This window comes from Bradyrhizobium sp. AC87j1 (assembly GCF_002936975.1).
Taxonomy (GTDB): Bacteria; Pseudomonadota; Alphaproteobacteria; order Rhizobiales; family Xanthobacteraceae; genus Bradyrhizobium; species Bradyrhizobium shewense.
Genome location: NZ_PTFE01000005.1, coordinates 65,902 through 88,870 on the forward strand (window position 1 = coordinate 65,902; position 22,969 = coordinate 88,870).

General features: G+C 64.7%; 20 protein-coding genes. 7 read left to right on the forward strand and 13 right to left on the reverse strand.

Annotated elements, in window-relative coordinates:
- Positions 1-10 precede the first annotated feature (10 nt).
- Both CV770_RS05075 and lpxB read left to right on the forward strand, forming a co-directional pair.
- Positions 11-868 (forward strand): LpxI family protein, encoded by an 858-nt coding sequence (locus CV770_RS05075; protein ID WP_049814974.1) that lies wholly within the window; start codon positions 11-13, stop codon positions 866-868.
- On the forward strand, positions 865-2,043 hold the full coding sequence (gene lpxB, locus CV770_RS05080) for a lipid-A-disaccharide synthase (RefSeq protein WP_104461539.1): 1,179 nt from the start codon (positions 865-867) through the stop codon (positions 2,041-2,043). Before CV770_RS05075 ends, lpxB begins: the two co-directional genes overlap by 4 nt.
- Positions 2,044-2,180: 137 nt before the next feature.
- Here lpxB and CV770_RS05085 read toward each other — a convergent pair whose 3' ends face one another.
- The 8 genes from CV770_RS05085 to gltX form a co-directional block, all read right to left on the reverse strand.
- Entirely contained in the window at positions 2,181-2,948 is a 768-nt protein-coding gene (locus CV770_RS05085; RefSeq protein WP_104461540.1) for an SDR family NAD(P)-dependent oxidoreductase, read from the reverse strand.
- Positions 2,945-4,054 (reverse strand): ABC transporter ATP-binding protein, encoded by a 1,110-nt coding sequence (locus CV770_RS05090; RefSeq protein WP_104461541.1) that lies wholly within the window; start codon positions 4,052-4,054, stop codon positions 2,945-2,947. The genes CV770_RS05085 and CV770_RS05090 overlap by 4 nt, the downstream gene beginning before the upstream one ends.
- Positions 4,055-4,064: 10 nt before the next feature.
- Positions 4,065-4,922, reverse strand: coding sequence for a carbohydrate ABC transporter permease (locus CV770_RS05095; protein WP_201759702.1), 858 nt, complete (start codon positions 4,920-4,922; stop codon positions 4,065-4,067).
- Complete coding sequence (locus tag CV770_RS05100; protein ID WP_201759703.1) at positions 4,915-5,838, reverse strand: carbohydrate ABC transporter permease; 924 nt, start codon at positions 5,836-5,838, stop codon at positions 4,915-4,917. The genes CV770_RS05095 and CV770_RS05100 overlap by 8 nt, the downstream gene beginning before the upstream one ends.
- Positions 5,835-7,121, reverse strand: a complete 1,287-nt coding sequence (locus CV770_RS05105) for an ABC transporter substrate-binding protein (protein ID WP_104461543.1) — start codon at positions 7,119-7,121, stop codon at positions 5,835-5,837. The genes CV770_RS05100 and CV770_RS05105 overlap by 4 nt, the downstream gene beginning before the upstream one ends.
- A gap of 57 nt (positions 7,122-7,178) precedes the next feature.
- The gene (locus CV770_RS05110) at positions 7,179-8,357 is read right to left on the reverse strand and encodes an ROK family transcriptional regulator (protein WP_201759708.1); all 1,179 of its coding nucleotides are present in this window, start codon (positions 8,355-8,357) and stop codon (positions 7,179-7,181) included.
- A 192-nt stretch (positions 8,358-8,549) separates the two neighbouring features.
- On the reverse strand, positions 8,550-9,854 hold the full coding sequence (gltA, locus tag CV770_RS05115) for a citrate synthase (RefSeq protein WP_091965764.1): 1,305 nt from the start codon (positions 9,852-9,854) through the stop codon (positions 8,550-8,552).
- Positions 9,855-10,001: 147 nt separating this feature from the next.
- Positions 10,002-11,429, reverse strand: a complete 1,428-nt coding sequence (gene gltX, locus CV770_RS05120; RefSeq protein ID WP_104461545.1) for a glutamate--tRNA ligase — start codon at positions 11,427-11,429, stop codon at positions 10,002-10,004.
- Positions 11,430-11,596: 167 nt separating this feature from the next.
- Here gltX and CV770_RS05125 point away from each other — a divergent pair, with 167 nt between their 5' ends.
- The 3 genes from CV770_RS05125 (at position 11,597) to CV770_RS05135 (ending at position 14,201) form a co-directional block, all read left to right on the forward strand.
- Positions 11,597-13,273: a glutamine--tRNA ligase/YqeY domain fusion protein gene (locus tag CV770_RS05125; RefSeq protein ID WP_104461546.1), complete on the forward strand. Its 1,677-nt coding sequence runs from the start codon at positions 11,597-11,599 to the stop codon at positions 13,271-13,273.
- 7 nt (positions 13,274-13,280) lie between these two features.
- Complete coding sequence (locus tag CV770_RS05130; RefSeq protein WP_104461547.1) at positions 13,281-13,667, forward strand: nuclear transport factor 2 family protein; 387 nt, start codon at positions 13,281-13,283, stop codon at positions 13,665-13,667.
- A gap of 171 nt (positions 13,668-13,838) precedes the next feature.
- Positions 13,839-14,201 (forward strand): SPW repeat protein, encoded by a 363-nt coding sequence (locus tag CV770_RS05135; RefSeq protein ID WP_165637767.1) that lies wholly within the window; start codon positions 13,839-13,841, stop codon positions 14,199-14,201.
- A 135-nt stretch (positions 14,202-14,336) separates the two neighbouring features.
- Here the strand turns inward: CV770_RS05135 and CV770_RS05140 are convergent, their stop codons facing one another.
- Positions 14,337-15,659, reverse strand: coding sequence for an MFS transporter (locus CV770_RS05140; RefSeq protein ID WP_091965759.1), 1,323 nt, complete (start codon positions 15,657-15,659; stop codon positions 14,337-14,339).
- A 388-nt stretch (positions 15,660-16,047) separates the two neighbouring features.
- Here CV770_RS05140 and CV770_RS05145 point away from each other — a divergent pair, with 388 nt between their 5' ends.
- Together CV770_RS05145 and CV770_RS05150 are read left to right on the forward strand one after the other, a co-directional pair.
- Positions 16,048-16,281 (forward strand): DUF2171 domain-containing protein, encoded by a 234-nt coding sequence (locus tag CV770_RS05145; RefSeq protein ID WP_091965758.1) that lies wholly within the window; start codon positions 16,048-16,050, stop codon positions 16,279-16,281.
- A gap of 96 nt (positions 16,282-16,377) precedes the next feature.
- Positions 16,378-18,654 carry a ComEC/Rec2 family competence protein gene (locus CV770_RS05150; protein WP_104461548.1) on the forward strand — a complete coding sequence of 759 codons (2,277 nt, stop codon included), beginning with the start codon at positions 16,378-16,380 and terminating at the stop codon, positions 18,652-18,654.
- Between the two features lie 9 nt (positions 18,655-18,663).
- On the opposite strand, the gene CV770_RS05155 is transcribed toward CV770_RS05150, so the two are convergent.
- From CV770_RS05155 to CV770_RS05170, 4 genes are all read right to left on the reverse strand, one after another.
- On the reverse strand, positions 18,664-19,605 hold the full coding sequence (locus CV770_RS05155) for a GAF domain-containing protein (RefSeq protein ID WP_104461549.1): 942 nt from the start codon (positions 19,603-19,605) through the stop codon (positions 18,664-18,666).
- 203 nt (positions 19,606-19,808) lie between these two features.
- Positions 19,809-20,243, reverse strand: a complete 435-nt coding sequence (locus CV770_RS05160) for a hypothetical protein (RefSeq protein WP_028141557.1) — start codon at positions 20,241-20,243, stop codon at positions 19,809-19,811.
- 567 nt (positions 20,244-20,810) lie between these two features.
- The gene (gene lexA, locus CV770_RS05165) at positions 20,811-21,512 is read right to left on the reverse strand and encodes a transcriptional repressor LexA (protein WP_091965799.1); all 702 of its coding nucleotides are present in this window, start codon (positions 21,510-21,512) and stop codon (positions 20,811-20,813) included.
- 176 nt (positions 21,513-21,688) lie between these two features.
- Positions 21,689-22,900 (reverse strand): molybdopterin molybdotransferase MoeA, encoded by a 1,212-nt coding sequence (locus CV770_RS05170; RefSeq protein WP_104461550.1) that lies wholly within the window; start codon positions 22,898-22,900, stop codon positions 21,689-21,691.
- Between the last annotated feature and the right edge of the window lie 69 nt (positions 22,901-22,969).

Genomic DNA, 22,969 nt, shown 5'->3' on the forward strand with positions numbered 1-22,969 from the left:
GGCCGCGGACATGACATCGGCGGCGTCGGACATCTCATCGCCGGTCGGCATCGTCGCTGGCGGCGGGGCGATGCCGTTTGCGGTTGCCGACTCGCTTGCCGCCCGCGGCATCACGCCGGTGCTGTTTCCGCTGCGCGGGGCCTGCGATCCCGCGCGGGTGGAGAAATTCCGCCATCGCTGGATCTCTGTCGGCCAGCTCGGCCGCGCAATGCGGCTGTTCCGCGAGGAGGGTTGCCGCGACCTGATCTTCATCGGCACCTTGGTGCGGCCCTCGCTCTCCGAGATCCGGTTCGACGTCAAGACGATGCGGCTGCTCGGCAACGTCATCCGCGCCTTTCGCGGCGGCGACGATCATCTCTTGTCCGGCGTCGGCCGCATCCTCGAGCAGGACGGCTTTCGCATGGTCGGCATCAAGGACCTCGCACCCGATCTCCTGATGCCCGAGGGCTGCATCAGTCGCGCCTGGCCCAGCGATACCAGCAAGACCGACATCGCGCGCGGCCGCGCGGTGCTGACCGCACTCGGCCCGTTCGACATCGGCCAGGCTGCGGTGGTGATCGACGGCCATGTGGTGGCGGTCGAGGACATCGAGGGCACCGACGCGCTGCTCGCGCGCGTCGCGCGGCTGCGCGAGGAGGGACGCATTCGCGCGGCCGCCGGCCGCGGCGTGCTCGTGAAGGCGCCGAAGAGCGGCCAGGATCTGCGCTTCGACCTGCCGACGATCGGCCCGCGTACCATCGAGGGCGTCGCGGCGGCCGGCCTTGCGGGCCTCGCTGTCATCGCCGGCAACACCATCGCCGCCGAGCCGCAGGCGATGATCGGCCTCGCGGACGCCAAATATCTCTTCGTCATCGGTCTGCCGGCGTGATGCAGTCGCGCGATCCCAAACGCAAGATCTTCCTGATCGCCACGGAGGAATCCGGCGACCGGCTCGGCAGTGCCTTGATGAAGGTGCTGCGTCAGCGCCTCGGCGACGGCGTGGAGTTCGTCGGCGTCGGCGGCCGTACCATGGCGCGCGAAGGGCTGGAATCGCTGTTTCCGATCGAGGAGCTGTCGATCGTCGGATTTGCCGCGGTGGTGCAGCAATTGCCGAAAATTCTGCGGCTGATCCGCGAGACGGCCGACGCCGTGGCCGACGCGGCGCCGGACGCGCTCGTCATCATCGACAGTCCAGATTTCACCCATCGCGTCGCCCGCCGCGTGCGCGCGAAGAATCCGGCGATCCCGGTCGTCGATTACGTCTCGCCGCAGCTCTGGGCGTGGCGGCCGGGGCGGGCGCGGACCATGCTCGGTTATGTCGACCATGTGCTCGGTCTGCTGCCGTTCGAGCCCGAGGAATACCGCAAGCTCGGCGGACCGCCATGCAGCTATGTCGGCCATCCCCTCATCGAGCAATTGCCCTCGCTGCGGCCGAACGCGGAGGAGCAGGCACGTCGCGACGGCGAGCCACCGGTGCTTTTGGTGCTGCCCGGCAGCCGCCGCAGCGAGGTCAGGAACCATCTCGACGTGTTTGGCGGGGTGCTCAGCCGCTTGCAGGCGGAAGGCCACGCCTTCGAACTGATACTGCCGACCATGCCGCATCTCGAGGCCACCATCCGCGAAGGCATCGCGAGCTGGCCGGTCAAGCCAAGGGTCGTGACCGGCGAAAACGAGAAGCGCGCCGTGTTCCGGATCGCTCGTGCGGCGCTGGCCAAATCCGGTACGGTGACGCTGGAGCTCGCACTGTCGGGTATTCCAATGGTGACGGCCTATCGCGTCGGTGCGATCGAGGCCTTCATCCTGCGCCGCGCGATCCGCGTCTCCTCGGTGATCCTCGCCAATCTCGTGATCGGCAAGGATGTCATTCCGGAGTACCTGCAGGAGGAGTGCACGCCGGAGAAACTGGCGCCGTCACTCGCCGAGGTGCTGACGGATTCGCCGCTGCGCAAGCAGCAGGTCGAGGCCTTTGCCCGGCTCGACCAGATCATGTCGACCGGCAACAAATCGCCAAGCGTGCTCGCCGCCGACATCGTGCTGGCAACGATGGGCAAGGGCAGGCGGTAACGGAGGTCTCGTAGGGTGGGCAAAGGCGCGTCGCGCCGTGCCCACGATTCGTCGCGATGGGAAGAATTCGTGGGCACGCTCCGCTTTGCCCACCCTACGAGACCGTGAACGTTGCGCCAGTGTGGCCGGATCAAGTTCTACGCAAGTCCTGCATCCACCCGAAAACACTGGCTGGTGATGCGCTGGCTTTCGTCGGAGGCGAGGAATAGCGCCATGTTGGCGATGTCCTCGGGCGTCACTGCATCCGGAACGGCTTGGCGCGAGCGCATTTCGGTGATGACCTGCTCGTCCGGATACCACAGCCGGCGTTGACGTTCGGTGATCACCATGCCCGGCGCAATCGCGTTGACGCGGATGCGGTCGGGGCCGACCAGCCGGGCCAGCGAGTTGGTGAAACCGACGATCGCCGCCTTTGCCCCGGCGTAGACCGGCAGCGCCGGTGCACCGCGCATCCAGGCGATCGACGACATGTTGATGATCGAGCCGCCGCCGCGCGCCTGCATCTGCGGCACCACCGCTTGCGCAGCAAAGATGACGTGCTTGAGATTGACGCCGATCATCCAATCGAACTCTGCTGGCGTCACCTCGGCCAGCAACTGGCGTTGATCATTGGCGGCATTGTTGACGAGCACTGCGGCATCACCGAGCGATCGCTGCACCTGTGCCATGGCCGCGCGCAAGGCCTCGATGTCCAGGAGGTCGCAGGGCACGAACAAGGGCGCGGTTTCGGACGCAGCGCTCACCTCCGCGACCAGCGCCCCGCCGGCTTCTTCATCCACATCGAGGAACGCAACGCGCGCGCCCTGGGCCGCGAAGGCGCGCACGAAGGCGGCCCCGATGCCGCTGGCGCCGCCGGTGATCAGTACGACGCGGTCCGCAAGTCCGGCATAGCTCGTCTTTGTCATGCGATCAGTCGCTCCGTCTCGGGGTCGAACAGGCAGATGCGGCGCGTATCCAGCGCGAAGGGGGCTGCCGTCCCCGGCGGGGGACGGATATCCGGCGTGATGCGCGCCAGCGCGGACTCGCCGCCGAGCCGCAGCAGCACGATGGTTTCGGCGCCGGTGGGCTCGACCATCTCCACCGGCGCGTGGACGACGATGGGGGCATCGCCGGAGAACACGCGGTTGCCCTCCGCGATGCATTCCGGCCTGATCCCGAACACCACCTCGCGGCCAAGATAGGGTGCCGCGGCATCGTATCCCTGCAGGCGGAGGCGAACTTCGTCCGGCCGACCCGCGCCGATCACGACCACGGGACCGCCGGCGTCGGCCTCGAGCCGCGCCGGCATGGTGTTCATCGGCGGGGAGCCCATGAAGCGTGCGACGAACAGATTGGCGGGATAGCGGTACACGGTATCGGGATCGGCAAACTGCTGCACCACGCCGCGATGCATCACGGCGATCCGCGTCGCCATCGTCATCGCCTCGATCTGGTCATGGGTGACATAGATGATGGTCGCGCCGATGCGCTGGTGTAGCCGCTTGATCTCCATCCGCATCTCGACGCGCAGTTTTGCGTCGAGATTGGACAGCGGCTCGTCGAACAGGAAGAGCAGGGGATCGCGCACCAGGGCACGGCCCATCGCCACGCGCTGGCGCTGGCCGCCGGAGAGCTGCGACGGCTTGCGGCCGAGCAGGGCCTCGATCTGGAGCAGTTTTGCGACGTCCGCGACCGCCTTGTCCTGCTCCGCCTTCGGCACGTGACGGCATTCCATGCCGAAGGTGATATTCTGGCGCACGGTCATCGACGGGTAGAGCGCATAGGACTGGAACACCATGGCGATGTCGCGGTCCTTGGGCGGGACGTCATTGACCACGCGTCCGCCGATTTCGACGGTCCCTGCGCTCGGATGATCGAGCCCGGCGACGATGTTGAGTAACGTGGACTTGCCGCAGCCGGATGGCCCGACCAGCACCGTGAACTCGCCGCTTTCGATGTCGAGATCCACGCCCTTCAGCACCTCCAGATTGGCGTAGCGCTTCGACAGGGTTCGAATGCTCAGTGCTGCCATGACAACTCCATCATTTCACGGCCCCGGCAGTCAGGCCGCGGACGAAGTATTTGCCACCGAGGAGATAGATCAACAGCGTCGGGAGCGCCGCGATGATCACCGCGGCGCTCTGCACGCCGTGCTGCGGGATGTCTGCGACAGCAGCGGACAGCGCGATGAGAGCGGCCGTGACGGGCTGTTGCTGGCCGCTCGTGAACGTCACGCCGTAGAGGAACTCGTTCCAGATATGCGTGAACTGCCAGATCACGGTGACGATCAGGATCGGTGGCGAGAGCGGCAGGATGATGCGCAAGAAGATGCGGAAGAACCCGGCGCCGTCGATGCGCGCGGCCCTGATCAATTCGTGGGGAATGGCGACATAATAGTTGCGGCAGAACAGCGTGGTGAAGGAGAGCCCCTGGATGGTGTGAATCAGCACGAGGCCCGCCAGCGTGTTGATGAGACCGATGTCGCGCAGCACGATGGTCCAGGGAAGCAGGCGCATCTGCTGGGGCAGGAACAGGCCGAGGGTCACGATGCCGTAGATCCAGGTATCGCCGCGAAAACGCCAGAGCGATACGGCGTAGCCGGCGACGGCACCGAGCAGGGTCGAGAAGATCGTCGCAGGAATCGTGACGAGGGCGGAGTTCAGCATGTACGGCCGGATGCCGGCGCAGGTCTCGGCAACGCAGAAGCCGCTCCAGGCAGCCAGGTAGTTGCTCCAGGCCCAGTGCTGCGGCCAGCCGATCATCGAGCCCTGCGCGATCTCCTCGTTGCTGCGGAGCGAGTTCAGCACGACAACAGCCAATGGCGCGAGCCATGCCGCAGCGATCAGCAGGACGATGAGGTAGATCAAGATCCGGCTTGGTGCGAAGGTTCGCTCACGCATGGGCGGCCCGCCGTCGCTGAACATATCGCCACGCCGCATACGGCAGCAGCACCGCGAGAAGAATGAGCAACATGAGCACCGCCGCCGCCGCGCCCCGGCCGAGCAGGCTGCGCTGGAACATCAGGTCGTAGACGACGAGTGCCGGCAGCTGGGTCGCGATTCCCGGTCCTCCATTGGTCAGCGCGCGCACGAGGTCGAACGTCGAAATCGCGAACTGCAACTGGATCACGACGACGGTGATGGTGATCGGCCAAAGCGACGGCAGAATGATGCGCCGGTAGATTCGGATCGGTCCCGCGCCGTCGATCTGCGCGGCCTTGATGATGTCGGTGTCGACGGAGCGGAGGCCGGCAAGGAACAGCGCCATGGCGAAGCCCGAGGATTGCCAGATCGCGGCGATCACGATGGTCCAGATCGCCATGTCGCGGTCGATCAGCCAGTCGAACTTGAACGAGGTCCAGCCGAGATCGTGGACGAGCTTCTGGATTCCGAGGCCAGGATTGAGCAGCCAACTCCAGACCGTGCCGGTGACCACGAACGACACCGCAAGGGGATAGAGAAAGATGGATCGCAACAGGTTCTCGCCGCGAATGCGCTGGTCGAGCAGGATCGCAAGGGCGAGGCCGGTCACCAAACTCAGCAGCACGAAAGCGCTGCCGAACAACAGAAGATTGTCGAAGGCGATCTGCCAATTCCGCGATGCCGCGACCGCCGAGTAGTTGCGCAAGCCTACCCAGCCCGTAACAGGGACCAGCGTCGATGGCGTGAACGAGATCCAGATCGTCCACAGCGAGAACGACACGAGGTGCGCGGCGGACAGCAGCAGCGGCACCCAGATCATCAGATATTCGGGCAGACGGCGCACCCATTCAGGAAGCGCCGGCCGGCCCGGTCTTATCGCGGCGGCATTGCTCAACGCGCGCCCTCGACGGCCTCGGCGAGGCGGGTGGCCGCTTGTTCGGGCTTGATCGTCTTGTTCTTTACGTACTCCGTGATCACGTCGATCATCGCGGCGGTCATGCCGTTTTCCTGCGCCATGTTGTGCGCGAGGCTCAGGACCGCCTGGTTGCTGGCGATGGCGTCCTTTAGAGCTGCCGCGGTCCGCCGTTGACCGTCCGACCAGCCCTCGCCGGACAGATCGACGTCGGTACGCACGGGGATCGATCCCGTGATCTGCGAATACATGGTCTGGATCGCCGGATCCATGACGAGCTGAGCCATCAGCGTCTGGCCGGCTTGCAGGTCAGGCTCCTTGCGCTGCCAGAAGATGAAGGCATCCGCGTTCAACAGGAACACCGGCTTGCTATTATCGCTCGGGCCTGGCGCGATCATGAAGTCCTCGAACTTGAAACCGGCATTGCGCAACACGCCCTGCGCCCAGCCGCCCATGATCATCATGCCCATGTCGCCGTCGACGAAGCGCTTCAAATTGGTCGAGAAGTGCTGGGCGCCGACATTGGGGTCCATCCAGTCGGCGATCTTGCGCACCTGCGCGAACGCAGCCTTGATCTCGGGGCCCTCCAGCGCCTTCTTCTCGAGATTCATGATGGCCGCGCGGTATGCGAGGGGACTGATGCCGGCCAGGGCGGCCTCGAATTTTTGCCCGTCGTCGGGGCGGGTGCCGCCGTTGGCGACGGGATAGGGGACGCCGCCCGCTTTCATCTTGTCGGCGAGGTCGTTGAAGTCTGCCCAGGTGACGGGGATCTTGTCGGCCTTGGCCTTGTCCATCGCGCGCTTGGACAGAAATAGCATGTTGGTGCTGTAGATCTGCAACGGCAGTGCGATCCATTTGCCGCCCGGCTTGTGCAATTTCGCAAGGTCCGGCGCGACCACCTTTTCATAGCCGGCGGCAGCGACGACGGCGTCGAGATCGACGGTTGGGGCGATCTTCGACCAGGCTGCAATCTCGGGACCCTTGAGCTGGGAGCAGGCCGGTGGATCGCCGGCCATGATCTGGGCGCGCAGCTTGTTCATCATCTCGGTGGTGAACCCAGGGACCGGCGAGTGCTGCCAGACACCGCCCTTCTCCTCGAACTTCTTGCCGAGCGCGGTGATGGCCGCGCCATCGCTGCCCGCAGACCATTGCGAGATCGCGGTCAGGCGCGGCTTGACCGCGCCTTGCGCGCGGGCAAAGGCCGGCAGTGCGAGCGTGGCAACGGATCCAGCGAGCAGACGGCGCCTTGTTGTCGTGATCGGCATGGCAGTTCCTCCCGGTGTGAACTCTCTTGCGCGCGAGCCGCGCAGCTTCAGGCCATCTCAGGCGGCCTCCGTCGACGCGGCCGGCATGCCGCCGCGACAGGCGAGGCAGAACGCGGCGAAGGCCAGCGCGGCCCTGGGATCATTGCCGTTCGACGGCGGCACGAAAGCCAGCGACACCTGCGCATGCTTGCGGCCGCCGAGCAGGCAGGCATCGACGCCGTCGACCAGCGCTTTCCGATCGCCTTCCGCAAGGAGCGAAGGCCAGCCGGAGATGGCGACGCCGTGACAGGGCTTGACGTTCAGCGTGTTGCCGATCGCGAGCCCGAGGCGATACAGGCGATGCCGCAGCTCCTGACGCACGCGCGAGGAGATCGGGATCGCGCTGACCCAATCGCTGCCAAGCTGGAGCAACTCCGGCTCGGGCACGCCGAGAAGCTCGGCCAGCGCCGGAAGCGACGTATAGGCCTCGACGCAGCCGAGGTGGCCGCAGCGACAGCGTGGCCCGCCTTCGCCAAACACCATGTGACCGAGCTCGATCGGCTGGAGCGCGTCGGTCTCGACGGGATCATCCATCCAGGCGCCGGCAACGCCATGGCTGACAAAGACGAACAGGTGCGTGTCATTGAATGGATAGTTTTCGGTGCGACAGCGATGGAATGTGGCGTGCGCCACGACCGAATTGGTGAACTCGACGGGCACGTCGGCGAACATCTCGCCGAACATGTCGCTGATGCGCCCGACGTCACAGGGAATGATGGGGTTGCCCGCGGCGCTGAGCCGGCCGAGGCCCGGAATGGAGACGCCGACCTGCGAAAGGACGACGCGGCGGCGCCGCGTCCAGTCGCGCAACAATGTCATCGCTTCGCGAAACGCCCGGCCGACGGTCTCGACCGTCGGCGTCTTCGGCAGCGGCACGCGCTCGGTGTAGTGCAGCTCGCCCGACAGGCCGCCGACGCCGAGGCTAAGGTGCTGAGCAGTCAGCTCGAAGGCTGCGAGGGCGACCGAGCCATCGAGCGACACGAGGCCGGTCGGGCCGCCGACGTAAGGGGCAGGGCGCCGCACTTCCTCGATCAGGCCTTCGGCCTTCAGGTCAAGCAGGATGCGCGACAGGCTCGCTTCCGACAGGCGCACGGCCTTGGCCAGTGGCGGACGAAACGAGCCGCCCGACTGAAGCAGGTGAGTCAAAATGGCAGCGCGCGTCTGCCGCCGACTTCTCGGCTGCTCCGGCATTTCCATCCCTGTCGTCATTCTTACTTAGTGTAAGAATTTGCGCGCGGAGCGCTCTGACTGTCAAGGCGTTTGCGGCCGCAGGCGTGGACTTGTTGTTGTGCGCGGCAGCAAGAAAGGGAATTGTTCGACCCGGTTTCGCAAACAAAAGCGGCGCCATCTTGCGATGGCGCCGCTTCGAAAGCCGTATTGGCTTGGATCTTACTTGCGATCCTTGATCGCTACGTAGTCGCGGCGGGTGACGCCGGTGTAGAGCTGGCGCGGACGGCCGATCTTCTGCTGCGGGTCCTCGATCATCTCGCTCCACTGGCTGATCCAGCCGACGGTGCGGGCGACCGCGAACAGCACGGTGAACATCGAGACCGGGAAGCCCATCGCCTTCAGCGTGATGCCCGAATAGAAGTCGACGTTCGGGTAGAGCTTGCGGTCGATGAAGTACTGGTCGCTGAGCGCGATCTTCTCGAGCTCGAGCGCCACCTTCAGCATCGGATCGTCGCCATGGCCGGTCTCCTTGAGCACGGCGTGACACATCTTCTGCATGATCTTGGCGCGCGGATCGTAGTTCTTGTAGACGCGATGACCGAAGCCCATCAGGCGGACTTCGGAGTTCTTGTCCTTCACCTTGGCGATGAATTCGGGAATCTTGTCCACGGAGCCGATCTCGGCGAGCATCGCGAGGGCTGCTTCGTTGGCGCCGCCATGCGCCGGACCCCACAGGCAGGCGATGCCGGCGGCGATGCAGGCGAACGGGTTGGCGCCGGACGAGCCGGCGATGCGCACCGTCGAGGTCGAGGCGTTCTGCTCGTGGTCGGCGTGCAGGATGAAGATCTTGTCCAGCGCGTCAGCGAGCACCGGGTTGATCTTGTAGTCCTCGCACGGCACGGCGAAGCACATGTGCAGGAAGTTCTCGGCGAACTTGAGCGAGTTCTTCGGGTACACGAAGGGCTGGCCGATCGTGTACTTGTAGGCCATCGCCGCCAGGGTAGGGATCTTGGCGATCATGCGCATGGAAGCGATCATGCGCTGCTTCGGATCGTTGATGTCGGTTGAGTCGTGATAAAACGCGGCGAGCGCGCCGACCGCAGCCACCATGATCGCCATCGGATGGGCGTCGCGGCGGAAGCCCTGGAAGAAGCGGGCCATCTGCTCGTGCACCATCGTGTGATGGGTCACGCGGTCGTCGAAATCCTTCTTCTGCGCGGCGGTCGGCAGATCCCCGAACAGCAGGAGATAGCAGGTCTCGAGGAAGTCGCCGTTCTCGGCGAGCTGCTCGATCGGGTAGCCGCGGTATTCCAGCACGCCCGCGTCGCCGTCGATATAGGTGATCTTGGACTGGCAGCTCGCGGTGGAGGTGAAGCCGGGATCGTAGGTGAACAGGCCGGACTGGCCGTAGAGCTTGCCGATATCGATGACATCAGGCCCGACGCTGCCGCTGTGGATCGGGAGATCGTAGTTCTTGTTTCCGACCGTCAGCGTAGCGGTCTTATTGCTCGGTTTTGCGTCCATCAGAGGTCCCCGATGTATGGTGAAACGGGCCGGAGCCGGAGGCCCCCTTTGCGAGATGACGGGGCAGGCCGGATGTTCCAGAAGGTACGGGGGAGATGGGTATATTATTGCTGTGTGCGCTGCAAGATCACCGCACGCATGCTCGACTTACGTCGTAGACTGATCTTTAAGCCGGCCGAGGCTTTCCTGGCGTCCCAGGACGTCCAAAACCTCAAATATACCAGGCGATGTCGTCCGCCCGGTCAGCGCGGCCCGCAAGGGTTGGGCGACCGCGCCGAGCTTGAGACTATTTTCCTCGGCAAAAGTGCGCAGCGCAGCTTCAGTGGTCGCGCCGCTCCACGTCTCGACTTTCTCCAGCGCGGAATGAAGCTGGCCGATCAGCTTGCGGTTCTCTGGCGTCAGCAGCGCTTGTGCCTTGGGATCGAGCTCCAGCGGCCGGTCGGCGAAGATGAAATAAGCGCTGTCGATCAGCTCGATCAGCGTCTTGGCGCGCTCCTTCAGGGCCGGCATGGCCTTGAGAAGCTGGGCGCGCGTGGTGTCGTTTAACTTGGCCTTGAGCTCGTCGCGTGCGGGCACGAGATGGTCGAGCACGTCCTCGAACATCTTCACGAGTGATTGATCGTCGGCGTGGCGGATGTAGTGGCCGTTGAGGTTTTCCAGCTTGGCGAAATCGAAGCGGGCGGCGGCACGGCCGACGCTGGCGAGGTCGAACGCCGCGATCATCTCCTCGGTCGAGAAGATCTCCTGGTCGCCATGGCTCCAGCCGAGCCGGACGAGGTAATTGCGTAGCGCGGCCGGCAAATATCCCATGGCGCGGTAGGCATCGACGCCGAGCGCGCCATGGCGCTTGGAGAGCTTCGAGCCGTCCGGGCCGTGGATCAGGGGGATGTGGGACATGCTCGGCAGAGCCCATCCCATCGCATCGTAGATCTGCTTCTGGCGCGCGGCGTTGATCAGATGATCGTCGCCGCGGATCACATGGGTCACGCCCATGTCGTGATCGTCGACCACCACAGCGAGCATGTAGGTCGGGTTGCCATCGCCGCGCAAAAGCACGAGGTCGTCGAGGTTCTCGTTCTGCCAGATCACGCGGCCCTGGACCTGGTCCTCGATCACGGTCTCGCCGGTCTGCGGCGCGCGCAGCCGGATCGTCGGCTTGACGTCGGACGGGGCCGTCGCGGCATCGCGATCGCGCCACATCCCGTCATAGAGGCGGGTGCGCCCTTCCGCGCGCGCCTTCTCGCGCATGGCGGTTAGTTCCTCGGCGGTCGCGTAGCAGCGATAGGCCTTGCCGTCGGCGAGCAGCTGCTCGGCGACTTCGCGGTGGCGCGCGGCGCGGCTGAACTGGTAGATGACCTCGCCGTCCCAGCCGAGCTCCAGCCATTTCAGGCCGTCGAGAATGGCGCCGATCGCAGCCTCCGTGGAACGCTCCCGGTCGGTGTCCTCGATCCGGAGCAGCATCTTGCCACCGTGCTTCTTCGCGTACAGCCAATTGAACAGCGCGGTGCGGGCGCCCCCGATATGGAGGAAGCCGGTCGGCGAGGGAGCGAAGCGTGTGACGACGGAATCGGTCATTCTTGGCAGGGCCTATGCTTTGGAGGCGGTGGTGTATAGCAGGAACGGGACATAAACAAAGCCCGTCGGCGGACCTGCCGGGCCCCGCTCAAGGCCTTGCTTAAGCTCTTGGCTCAGCCTTCCGAATTTGGCAGAAGAACCGCTGATTTCCCGACAGGATTTTCGTAATGACAGAACCGGTGGCAGCTGAGGTTGGGCGCGATTTCATTCGTGACATCATCCAGGCCGACCTCGACCAGGGCAAATACAGGGAGATCGTGACCCGGTTCCCGCCGGAGCCGAACGGCTATCTGCATATCGGCCATGCCAAGTCGATCGCGCTCAATTTCGGCATCGCCCAGGAGTTTCCGGGCCGCTGCCATCTGCGTTTCGACGACACCAATCCGGTCAAGGAAGAGCAGGAATATATCGATTCCATCCAGGCCGATGTGCGCTGGCTCGGCTTCGACTGGGGCAAGAACCTGTTCTTTGCTTCGGACTATTTCGACCGCCTGTACGAATGGGCGGAGCAGCTGATCCGCGACGGCCTCGCCTATGTCGACGACCAGACCCAGGAGGAGATCCGTCTCTCGCGCGGCACGCTGACCGAGCCCGGCAAGAATTCGCCGTTCCGCGACCGCAGTGTGGACGAAAACCTCGACCTGTTCCGCCGCATGAAGGCCGGTGAATTCCCGAACGGCACGCGGGTGCTGCGGGCCAAGATCGACATGGCCGCGGGCAACATCAATCTGCGCGACCCCGTGCTGTACCGTATCCTGCATGCGCACCATCCGCGCACCGGCACCAAGTGGCACATCTATCCGAGCTACGATTACGCCCACGGCCAGTCGGACGCCATTGAAGGCATCACGCATTCGATCTGCACGCTGGAGTTCGAGGACCACCGGCCGCTCTACGACTGGTTCATCGAGAAGCTGCCGGTACCCTCGCGGCCGCATCAGTACGAAATGGCGCGGCTCAATATCACCTATACGCTGCTGTCCAAGCGCGTGCTGACTCAGCTCGTCCGCGACGGCCATGTCGCCGGCTGGGACGATCCGCGGATGCCGACCATGGCGGGGATGCGCCGCCGCGGCGTGCCGCCAGCCGCCTTGCGCGAATTCATCAAGCGCATCGGCGTCGCCAAGGCCAATAGCGTGGTCGACGTCGGCATGCTCGAGTTCTGCATCCGCGAGGAGCTCAACCGCACGTCGCAGCGGCGCATGGGCGTGCTGCGCCCGCTCAAGGTCGTGATCGAGAACTATCCGGAAGGGCAGACCGAGGAGCTCGAGGCGATCAACCATCCCGACGATCCCAGCGCCGGCACGCGCAAGATTACGTTCGGCCGCGAGCTCTATATCGAGCAGGACGACTTCATGGAGAGCCCGCCGAAGAAGTTCTTCCGCCTGTCGCCGGGCAACGAGGTGCGGCTGCGCTACGCCTATTTCGTCAAATGCACCGGCGTGATCAAAAACGACGCCGGCGAGGTGGTGGAGCTGCGCTGCACTTACGATCCCGCGACCAAGGGCGGCAACGCGCCCGACGGCCGCAAGGTCAAGGCGACCATGCACTGGCTGCCCGCGGCGAATTCGGTGCCCGCGGAGATCCGCATCTACAACCAGCTGTTCGCCAATCCGAGCCCGGACGCCTCGAACTTCGCGGCCGATCTCAATCCGCAGTCGCTGGAGATCCTCGCGGACGCGCGGATCGAGGCATCGGTGGCGGAGAGCAACTCCACCGAGCCGATGCAGTTCGAGCGCCAGGGCTATTTCGTGCGCGACAAGGACTCGACGCCCGGCAAGCCGGTGTTCTCGCGCACCATCGGCTTGCGCGACACCTTCGCGAAGGAAGTCGCGAAAGGTTGAGGCGCACATGAGCAAAGAGGCCGACGCCATCGTTTCCGCCATCATCGCGAAATGGTGCGCCGGCTTCGCGACGCTCGATGCGGCCGCGCTGTCGTCGCTCTATTCGAAAAGCGCGTTCTTCTTCGGCTCCAACCCAAAACTCTATCGGGGCAGGGACGGCGTTGCCGATTATTTCAACGGCCTGCCGCGCTGGCGCAAGCCGAGTGCCGTGTTCTCCGACGTGAACGCAGCGCAGGCCGGCCCTGATCTGATCAACATGGCCGCGACCATCTCGTTCGATCTCGCGGGCGAGCGGGACGATCTCATCGTCAAGATGAGCTGGGTGATCATCCGCGAGGACGGCGGTTGGAAGATCGTCAATCACCACGCCTCGTCGCGGACATCGCTGATCTAGCGGCAGCGGAACGTCCTGCGTCCTGACGCAAGGCGGTTGCTGGGGCCCTTTCCAGCGACATACGTGTCAGGATTGGCGCCCCGGATCAGCGCAGCGGCAACATAACGCAGGTTGGATGGATGCATTTTCATCGGTGCGCCCCATCTAATTGGAAGAGGGGAGGTGAGCATTATGCGCATCCAACATTGGCAAGATGCTGCCAGCCTGTTGGTCGGCGTATGGCTGGTCCTGTCGTCCTTCGTCCTGGGCTTGTCCGGGGCGGCTGTCTGGATCACCATCGCGCTCGGGCTCGGCGTCGTGCTCTTTGCCGTAGAAGCGTTTGTCATCCCGTCATATCTGGAAGAGTGGGGAGAAATGCTGCTGGGTCTGGCTCTTGTGCTGGCGCCTTGGACCATTGGCTATGAGTCAGCATCAGCCACGGTGAGCAGCGTATTGTCGGGCATATTGGTGATCTTGCTCGGCGGCTGGGAACTGATGACCGATCGTGACTTCACCGCCTGGTGGCACGATCGCTGGCATCATCCAGCCGGCTGACAAGAGCGGTTAGCCGAACTTCGCCGACCTCTATCCACTGACGGTCGGAGAGGGGGGATTTGGCTCCGGCATTCCGAAGGAAATGTGCGGTGCAGGGCCTCGCGGTCCTGCACCAGGTCATCCCATCACAAGCCATCACAATGCGGCTCTGGGCTCGATCGGTTGCCAGATGCTGATCTTGCGCGTCTCCGGCATCAGGAAGACAGCGAGCACGAAGCACACCGCGGGGACCACGATCGGGTAGATCAGTGCGTAGCCGATGCTGCCGGTCGCGGCGAATGCCGCCGAGGTGATGAACGGCACCAATCCGCCACCCCAGCCGTTGCCGATGTGGTACGGCACGGAGACCGACGTGTACCTGATCCTGGCGGGGAAGAATTCTGCCAGAAATGCGCCGACCGGCCCGTACACCATCCCGACGTAGCAAACGAGGATGAAGATGATGAAGATAGCGGTCGGATAGTTGATGTTTCCGGGCTGCGTGACCGATCCCAGCCACAGATACAGCGGATAGTACGTGATCGCGGCGAGCAGCATGCCTCCGAGGATCACCGGCTTGCGGCCGATCTGATCCGACAGCCAGCCAAAGAAGATCAGGCTCGGCGTTGCAATGAGCAATGCTGCTCCCACGATGTAGGCCGAGGTCAGCGGGTCCACCTTGGAGACCTGCTGCAGAAAGTATAGCGCCCAGAATTGACCACTGTACCAGACCACGCCCTGTCCGATCAGGACCACAATGGCGATCCCGATGTATTTGACGTTCGAACTGAGGAAGGCCTCCTTCCACGGATTCCTCGTCATCTGTCCGCGGGCCTTGATCTCCTGGAAGATCGGCGTCTCCTGGAGCTGGAGGCGAATATAGATCGCGATGGCCACCAGCAGGAAGGACACCAGGAACGGAATGCGCCACGCCCATTCATCGAAGGCCTGATTGCCGGCATAGGTTCGGGTCAGGATGATGACTGCCAGCGATACCACGATCCCGAGAGTCGGAGAGGTCTGTAGCCAGCCGGTGTAGTAGCCGCGCTTGTCGTCAGGCACATGCTCGGCAACATAGGTGATGGCGCCACCATATTCGCCGCCCAGGCACAGCCCCTGGATCATGCGCAAGCCGAAGAGAAGGATCGCAGCCGTCAGCCCGATCGACTGGTAGGTTGGGATCAATCCGATCGCTCCCGTGCCCAGTCCCATTCCGGTGAGCGTGACGAGAAACGTATATTTGCGGCCGACCCGGTCACCCATCCATCCGAACAGGAATGCTCCCACCGGACGGATCAGAAATCCTGCCGTGAACAGCGCGATCGTGCTGAGCAGGGCGGCGATGGGGTGGGACTGCTCAAAGAACTTGACCGATAGAACTGCGGCCAGACTGCCAAAGATATAGAAATCATACCATTCGATGATGTTTCCTACCGACGCAGCGATGATCACGCGGCGAAAATCGCTCGGTACCTGCATGTGCGCCTCCTATGGTTTCAAAACGTCTCCTCGCTTGATTCAGCGTCGATCTTCTCGCGGAGAGCGTGATGCGCGGCGTTGCAGGCGCCAATTCAAAGAGTTGCGTCGGCAACGTCTGACCTCAGGCGCGTTTGGCGCCACCTGAGAAGAGCTCCGGCGGCCTTAGAGCCGCGAGCCACCACTGGCCTGCCCGTCTGTCGGGGAGGCGGGGAACCGTAGTGTAATCCCACCACGGGCTGCCAACTTATGAGACTTTCGGCTCAATCGATCTGACACGGGGCGCTTTTGCGACAGAGATCGCAAGGACTCGAATTGTCCGCGACGTCTCGTAATCAGCGAACGGAAAGGCGTCTCAGGCGTTGTGAGGGGGCCGGAAAAGGAACCCACCATGCAGAACATCGCAGAGCATATGGAAGTCATCGGCGCCGACGGCGTCCATATCGGCACGGTCGATCGCGTCGAAGGCAACCGCATCAAGCTGACCAAGAAGGACAGCGGCGAGGGCAGCCACAAGGGCCACCATCATTTCATCGACAAGGGCCTCGTTGCCGACGTCGAAGGCAACAAGGTGCGGCTGTCTGCCAAGGCCTCGGTCGCCGTGACCATGGAAGAGGAAAAGTAGGGGGCGCCTTCTCTTGTTCCCGATCTGTACCGCTATTCGCGCGGTCGCACGTTCCGGTAGCCTCAGTGCCAGTCGCGTCGCGTAAGGTGCAGGGACATGGCGGAGCCGGGCCGGCCAGTGCGGTCCCAGGGAGTTGCCGGGACGTGGCCCGTCGGCCGCGCTAGCCCGGCCGGCGGCTTTGCCCCCGCGGGCTTTGGCATCTGGCCCGCAATCGTCGAAACGCTAGGCGAATGGGCCCGTGCCGAGGCCGGCCCCGGCCGCCTGCTGCCGTGGGTGCCGGTCGCCTTTGGCGGCGGCATCGCGCTCTACTTCGCTGCTCATCACGAGCCGGTGTTATGGGTCGTCGCGGCAACGGCGGCCGTACTCCTGCTCGGCGCGATCCTGCTGCGACGGAGCCGGCTGTTCGCGCCCGCGATCATGATCGCGGCGGTCGCTTCCGGCTTTGCCGTGGCGACCTGGAAGACGGCGCGCATCGCCCACCCGGTGCTGGCCAAGCCGCTCTATTCGGTGGCGCTGTCGGGTTTCGTCGAGGCCCGCGACATCCGCGAGCGCACCGATCGTTTCGTGCTGCGCGTCACCGCGATGGAGGCGCAGCGCAGCGAGGTCAAGCTGGAACGCGTCCGCCTGTCGGTGCGCAAGGGCACTGCGCCCGAGGTCGGCAGCTTCGTTCAATTGAAGGCGCGGCTGATGCCGCCGCTCTCGCCGGTGCGCCCGGGCAGCTACGATTTCTCGCGCGACATGTTCTTCCAGGGCATCGGCGCCTCCGGCTTCGTGATGGGCGCGATCACGGCTTCAATCCCGCCCGATGCCGGCGGCCTGCGGCTGCGTTACGCCGCCTTCATGCAGGGCCTGCGCGATGCGATCGACGCCCGCATCCGCGCCACGCTCGAGGGGGACAACCGCGCGATCGCGACAGCGCTGCTCACCGGACGGCGCGATGCGATTTCCACGCCCGTGAACGACGCGATGTTCATCTCGGGGCTCGGGCACGTGTTGTCGATCTCCGGCTATCACATGGCGGTGGTCGCGGGCGTGGTCTTCTTCGCGGTGCGCGCATTGCTGGCCTTGATCCCGGGACTGCCAGCCGGCTTTGCCATCAAAAAATGGTCGGCGGCCGCGGCGCTGGTCGCGGCTGCGTTCTATCTGCTTTTGTCTGGCGCGGAGGTCGCGACGCAACGTTCGTTCTTCATGACGGCGGTGGTGCTGATCGCGGTGATGGTCGATCGCCGCGCCATCACGTTCCGTACGCTCGCGGTGGCGGCGCTGATCGTGCTCGCGGTCGCGCCGGAAGCGCTTGTGCATCCGAGTTTTCAGATGTCGTTCGCCGCGACGCTCGGACTCGTTGCGTTGGTGCAGATCGGCATGCCGAACCTGTTCGCATCCCCCGATCATTCCGCCACCGCGCGGATCGCGATGTGGGGCGGCCGCGAGATCGCGATGCTGTTCCTGGCCTCGCTGATCGCCGGGCTTGCGACCACGCCCTACGCCGCCTTCCACTTCCACCGCGTCACGCCCTACGGCGTGCTCGCCAATCTCGGCGCGATGCCGGTGGTCTCTGCGCTGGTGATGCCGGCGGGGCTGCTGGGCCTGCTCGCGGCGCCGTTCGGGCTCGACGGCGTGTTCTGGTGGCTGATGGGGATCGGGATCGACTGGATGGTCGCGGTCTCGCGCTGGGTGGCGGCATTGCCGGGCGCGGTCGGCCGCATCCCGGCTTTTGGCATCGCGCCGCTGATCGCCGCGAGCCTGGGGATCATCGTGATGAGCCTGTTGCGCACGCCCTTGCGCTGGTGCGGTGCCATGGTGCTGCTCGTTTCCATCGGCTGGGGGCTGTCGGTGCGGCAGCCCGATATCCTGATTGCCGGGGACGGCGCGAGCGTCGCGGTGCGCGGCGGAGACGGGCGTTTGCATCTGATCAGGGCGGGCAAGGACAATTTCCTGCTCAAGGAGTGGTTGGCTGCCGACGCCGATCCGCGCGATGCCGGCAGTAGCGCGCTGGCGAGCGGCGTCACGCAGCCGGACTCGTCGCACGATATGCCGCTCGCCGACGGACGGCTGGTCGCGCTGGCTTCGCGCATCGACGCATTGGCGGACGATTGCAGCCGGGCCGCGCTGGTGGTGACGTCACGGCCCGCGCCGCCCGATTGTGCGGCGATGGTGGTGGATCGGCCGCGGCTCGCTCGCCAGGGCGCGCTGGCATTGACCCAGCGTGGCGACGGCTTTTCGGTTCAGGCGGTGAGGACAAGAGGCACGAACCGCCCGTGGTTACCGGCCGGTGCCGGCGAAGGTGATTTCGACGGCAGCCTTGCGCCGAAGGCGGCTCCCCGCAGCCGCGACGCAACGCCATCGGAGACCGACTTGCAGGCCGACGATTGACGCGATCGATTACAGATACCAGGCCAGCACGGCCTCGAGCCTTGCGTTGCCGATGACTGGCAGGGCCACCATCCGCCTCAACCCCGCTGCGCAGGCGTCCGAGCCGGCGACCGAGCCGTCGTGGGTGAGATCGTCGTTGAGCGCCGGCATGCCGGTGGCCCAGGCGCCGCCGATGCTGCCTTGTCCTCGGGCGATGAATCTGGTCGCATAGAGCGCGTCAAGGTCGGTGTGCGCGCTGCAATCGCCGGCGCGAAAGACCAGCGCCGAACGGGCCTCGTTAGGGACCCAGATCTCGAAGCGTCGCGCAATCGGCGTTGCCTGCGCGGAGAGGAATGTCAGGACCCAGGTCTGGTCGGTGCCGGTTCGGTAGGGCACGCCGACGCCGAGATTGATCCCGACCTTGGCTGCGTCCTCCCAGCGCAGGAAGCTCTTGGCGTCGTGCAGGTCCTTGATGATCAGCGGCAGGCCAGCCTTCCAGGTGCGTCCGGGCAGTCCGAAGCCGCGAGGAAATCTGGTGTGGCGGGAGTTGAATTCGAACATGTCAGCTGCGCCGTAATAGCCGTCGACGAGGCCCATCTCGTGGGAGAGATCAGGATCGTTGTGCCAGAGTTCGATCGCGCCGACATGCGCCTCGTCGTCGCCGCAGAACAGCACCATCACCGCTTGCAGGAATTCGCCCGCGAACACCGGCACCGCCACGCCGCAAGTGAGGCCGGCCGCGACGGCCTGATCAGTCCGCTTGAAATAGGAGTTGGCGAATTTCGTGAGGATGACGGGATGGCCGCAGGCCCAGGCCTTGCCTGGAAGCCCCTCGTCATATCCGAAGTGCAGCTCTTCGCTGACGGCCTTGAACGCGGACAGCCCTTCATCGTAGAGGCCGCCGCCGAATTCCAGCCGCATGCGCGTCCGGTCAGGCACCCAGAGTTCAACGACGCGAATGAAGGTTTTCATCGAGCGTGTCCGCCGCCTCAGATCACGACAGCATCGGTCATTTGGCTGCGGAGCGGAGGTTCAAAATTCAGGCAGGACGGCCCAAACTTCGTGCGGCGACGAGGTTCGCCGCTCGAATGTCGTGAAACAAAAACCCACCGGGCTCGCCGGCCTCGGCCGGCGACGGCATTTCAATCCTGGCCCTCGACCTGTCGGCCGGGGCGTCAGCCGATCGGCAGTCGCGTGACCGTCGGGCGACTGTCGGCGATGATCTGCGGCTTGTGCTCGCGCTCGCCGATCGGCTGGGTCACGGGCAGTTGCAGCACGGTTGCGCGCTGGCCTTCGACGAGCTGCGTCACCAGCACGGATTTGCCGTCCGGGAATTCAATCGCATCATGATGGCGATCGGGAATGTGCGGATCGATCTTGCCGAACTTGCCGACGCGGGAGTTGACGGTGCGCGTCCAGATCCAGCGGTTGTCGTAACGGACGTTGTCGGCGAAAGCGAGCTCCGTTCCCGGCAGCAGGCAGACCGCGACGGAGAGATCGGCTTCGGAGGCGAAGCCGCGGGTCGAGGTGCCGCGGAATGTTGTCGTGACGATCGTCTCGCCGACTTCTGCGGGGCGCGTCGCGACGGCATGCAGGCTGTAGTCACACATCGGGTGCTCCTCAATGCAGAGATAGCGACCCGCACCTCTTTCGGAGGCGCAGGCCCCTACCAGAGTGGAAGCACGTGACGGTCTGCTTGGTTGTAGGCAAATCTACGGCTGGGATCCGCGAGCCCCGATCACATTATCTTTTCCATCTTTTCCGAATTCGATAGGAACAAAGTCGGCTTCCGTGCATTTGGCAGGCGCGCGTCAACGACCGGCGAAACCAGCCAGCCCGAGTATCGTCAGCTCGGCTGTGTACGCGGTCGTTGCGGATTTTCTAGATCACGGCCGTGTCCTTGCCGACATGATGATGCAACCAGCGTCGCTGCGGCTGCGCTCAAACGATCTGGCGCATTTGGGCTGTCTCCCTCGAACTCGAAAGGCCGCGAAGCGATGTTGCTTCGCGCGGCCTACCGAGGATGTCGCGAAAGGAGGAGGGGCCGGACAATCTGTGCAGTACCAGAAGGGCTATCCCGCCGGAGCGGACCATCATCCGCTCCGATCTCTGATCGGCGATGCCGATCGAAGGCGCGCGCGAGGCGCTGACTACTTCCGGTATGAGTAGTTCCGGTATCAGTACTTGCGGTAAAGCCCGATCAGCTTGCCCTGAATCTTCACGCGGTTTGGCGGCAGGATGCGCACCTCGTAAGCGGCATTGGCGGGCTCCAGTGCGATCGAGGCGCCGCGGCGGCGGAAGCGCTTGAGCGTGGCTTCCTCGTCGTCGATCAGCGCCACCACGATATCGCCGGTATCGGCGCTCTCGTTGCGCTGGATCAACGCCATGTCGCCGTCGAGGATGCCGGCCTCGACCATGGAATCGCCGCGCACTTCGAGCGCGTAATGCTCGCCGGAGCCGAGCATGTCGGGCGGCACGCTGATGGTGTGGCTGCGGGTCTGCAATGCCTCGATCGGGGTGCCGGCCGCGATTCGGCCCATCACCGGCACCGCAACGGGTCGCTCGCCCTCGTCTGCGGACGGGCTGGAGCTCGCGCGCACCTTGCCGAGATTGCCCTCGATGACGCTTGGCGTGAAGCCGCGTCGGTTGCCGGCGGCAGCCTGGAGCTCCGGCAGCTTGATCACTTCGATGGCCCGGGCGCGGTTGGGCAGGCGGCGGATGAAGCCGCGCTCTTCGAGCGCGGTGATCAGGCGGTGGATGCCTGACTTCGAGCGCAGGTCGAGTGCATCCTTCATCTCGTCGAAGGACGGCGGCACGCCGCTTTCCTTCAAGCGTTCGCTGATGAACCGCAGAAGCTCGTATTGTTTGCGCGTTAACATCTCGACCAAAGTCCCCCGGTTGATGTCGTTCGATTCCGAGACGATGAATTCAGCGATAAGCCGCTACATCCTCGAAACAAATCATGAACGGACACTATATGTTCGATACATGTTCCGCAACTGCTTAATTTAGCGTGAACAAGACGGAGCGCGCGGAATGCGTGTGGCCGCGCAGGTCAGACGGGGAGCCGCAGCACCTCGCAAGGGCTGCCGGCCTCGGCCTTTGGCGCAAACGGTGCGCGCACGAGAAGTACCTGTGCTGCAGCAAGATTCGCAAGCAGAGAGGAGTCCTGATGGCTGACGGGAAGGGCGACGAGCGTGCCGTCGTCGCGCAGCTCCAGGCGCGCGCGCAGATAATCCTCGCGCTGGTCGTTGGCGCCGAGATCGCGGCCCAGCACGACGCGCTCGCGATGGTGATGAATCACCGAACGGCCCGACAGGGCGCGAATCAGCGGCACCATGAACAGGAAGGCGCAGACATAGGACGACACGGGATTGCCGGGCAGGCCGATGACGCCCATCGTCCCTAAGCGTCCGTGCATCATCGGCTTGCCGGGCCGCATCGCGATCTTCCAGAACGCCATCGCGATGCCTTCGTCCTTCAGCGCCTGCTGGACCAGATCGTGGTCGCCGACCGATGCGCCCCCGGTCGTGACCAGGACGTCGGCGCCGCTTTCGCGCGCGCGGCGGATGCCGGCGGTGGTGGCCTCCAGCGTATCGGCGGCGACACCGAGGTCGATGGTCTCGGCGCCCTCGCTGCGGGCGAGCGCGTGCAGGGCGTAGCCGTTGGAATAGACGATCTGGCCGTGCCCGGGCGTTGAGCCCGGCATCACCAGTTCATCGCCGGTGGCGAGGATCGCGACCTTCGGGCGGCGGCAGGCGGCGAGATGCGGGTGATTCATTCCAGCGGCGAGGGCGAGATCGCGCTCCGTCAGACGGGTTCCCTTGCGCAGGAGGACGTCGCCCTCGCGGAAATCGACCCCGGCGGGGCGGATGTGCCGACCCACGATCGCGGCTTCCTTGATCGTTATTTGCTTGCCCTCGGCGATCGTGTCCTCCTGGATCACGACTGCGTCCGCGCCGTCGGGAACGACGCCGCCGGTGAAGATCCGCACGGCTTCGCCGGCGCCGACCCTTCCCGTGAACGGACGGCCCGCTGCGACCTCACCGATCATCGTCAGCCTGGAATCGATTGTCGCTGCGTCGGCCGCGCGCACGGCATAGCCGTCCATCGCCGACATCGCCTGGGGCGGTTGGGTACGCCGCGCAGCGACGTCCTGCGCGAGCACGCGATGGTAGGCTTCGTCGAGTGAAACCATCTCTGCAGGCAGCGGCTCTGCACCCGCCAGCACCGCAGCAAGGGCGTCGGAAACCGGCATCAAGGCCACGGCGAAACTCCTGCTCGGCACGTTCGGACGAAATGTTCCGACAGTCTTCTAGCCGAGCGCGGGAGCAGA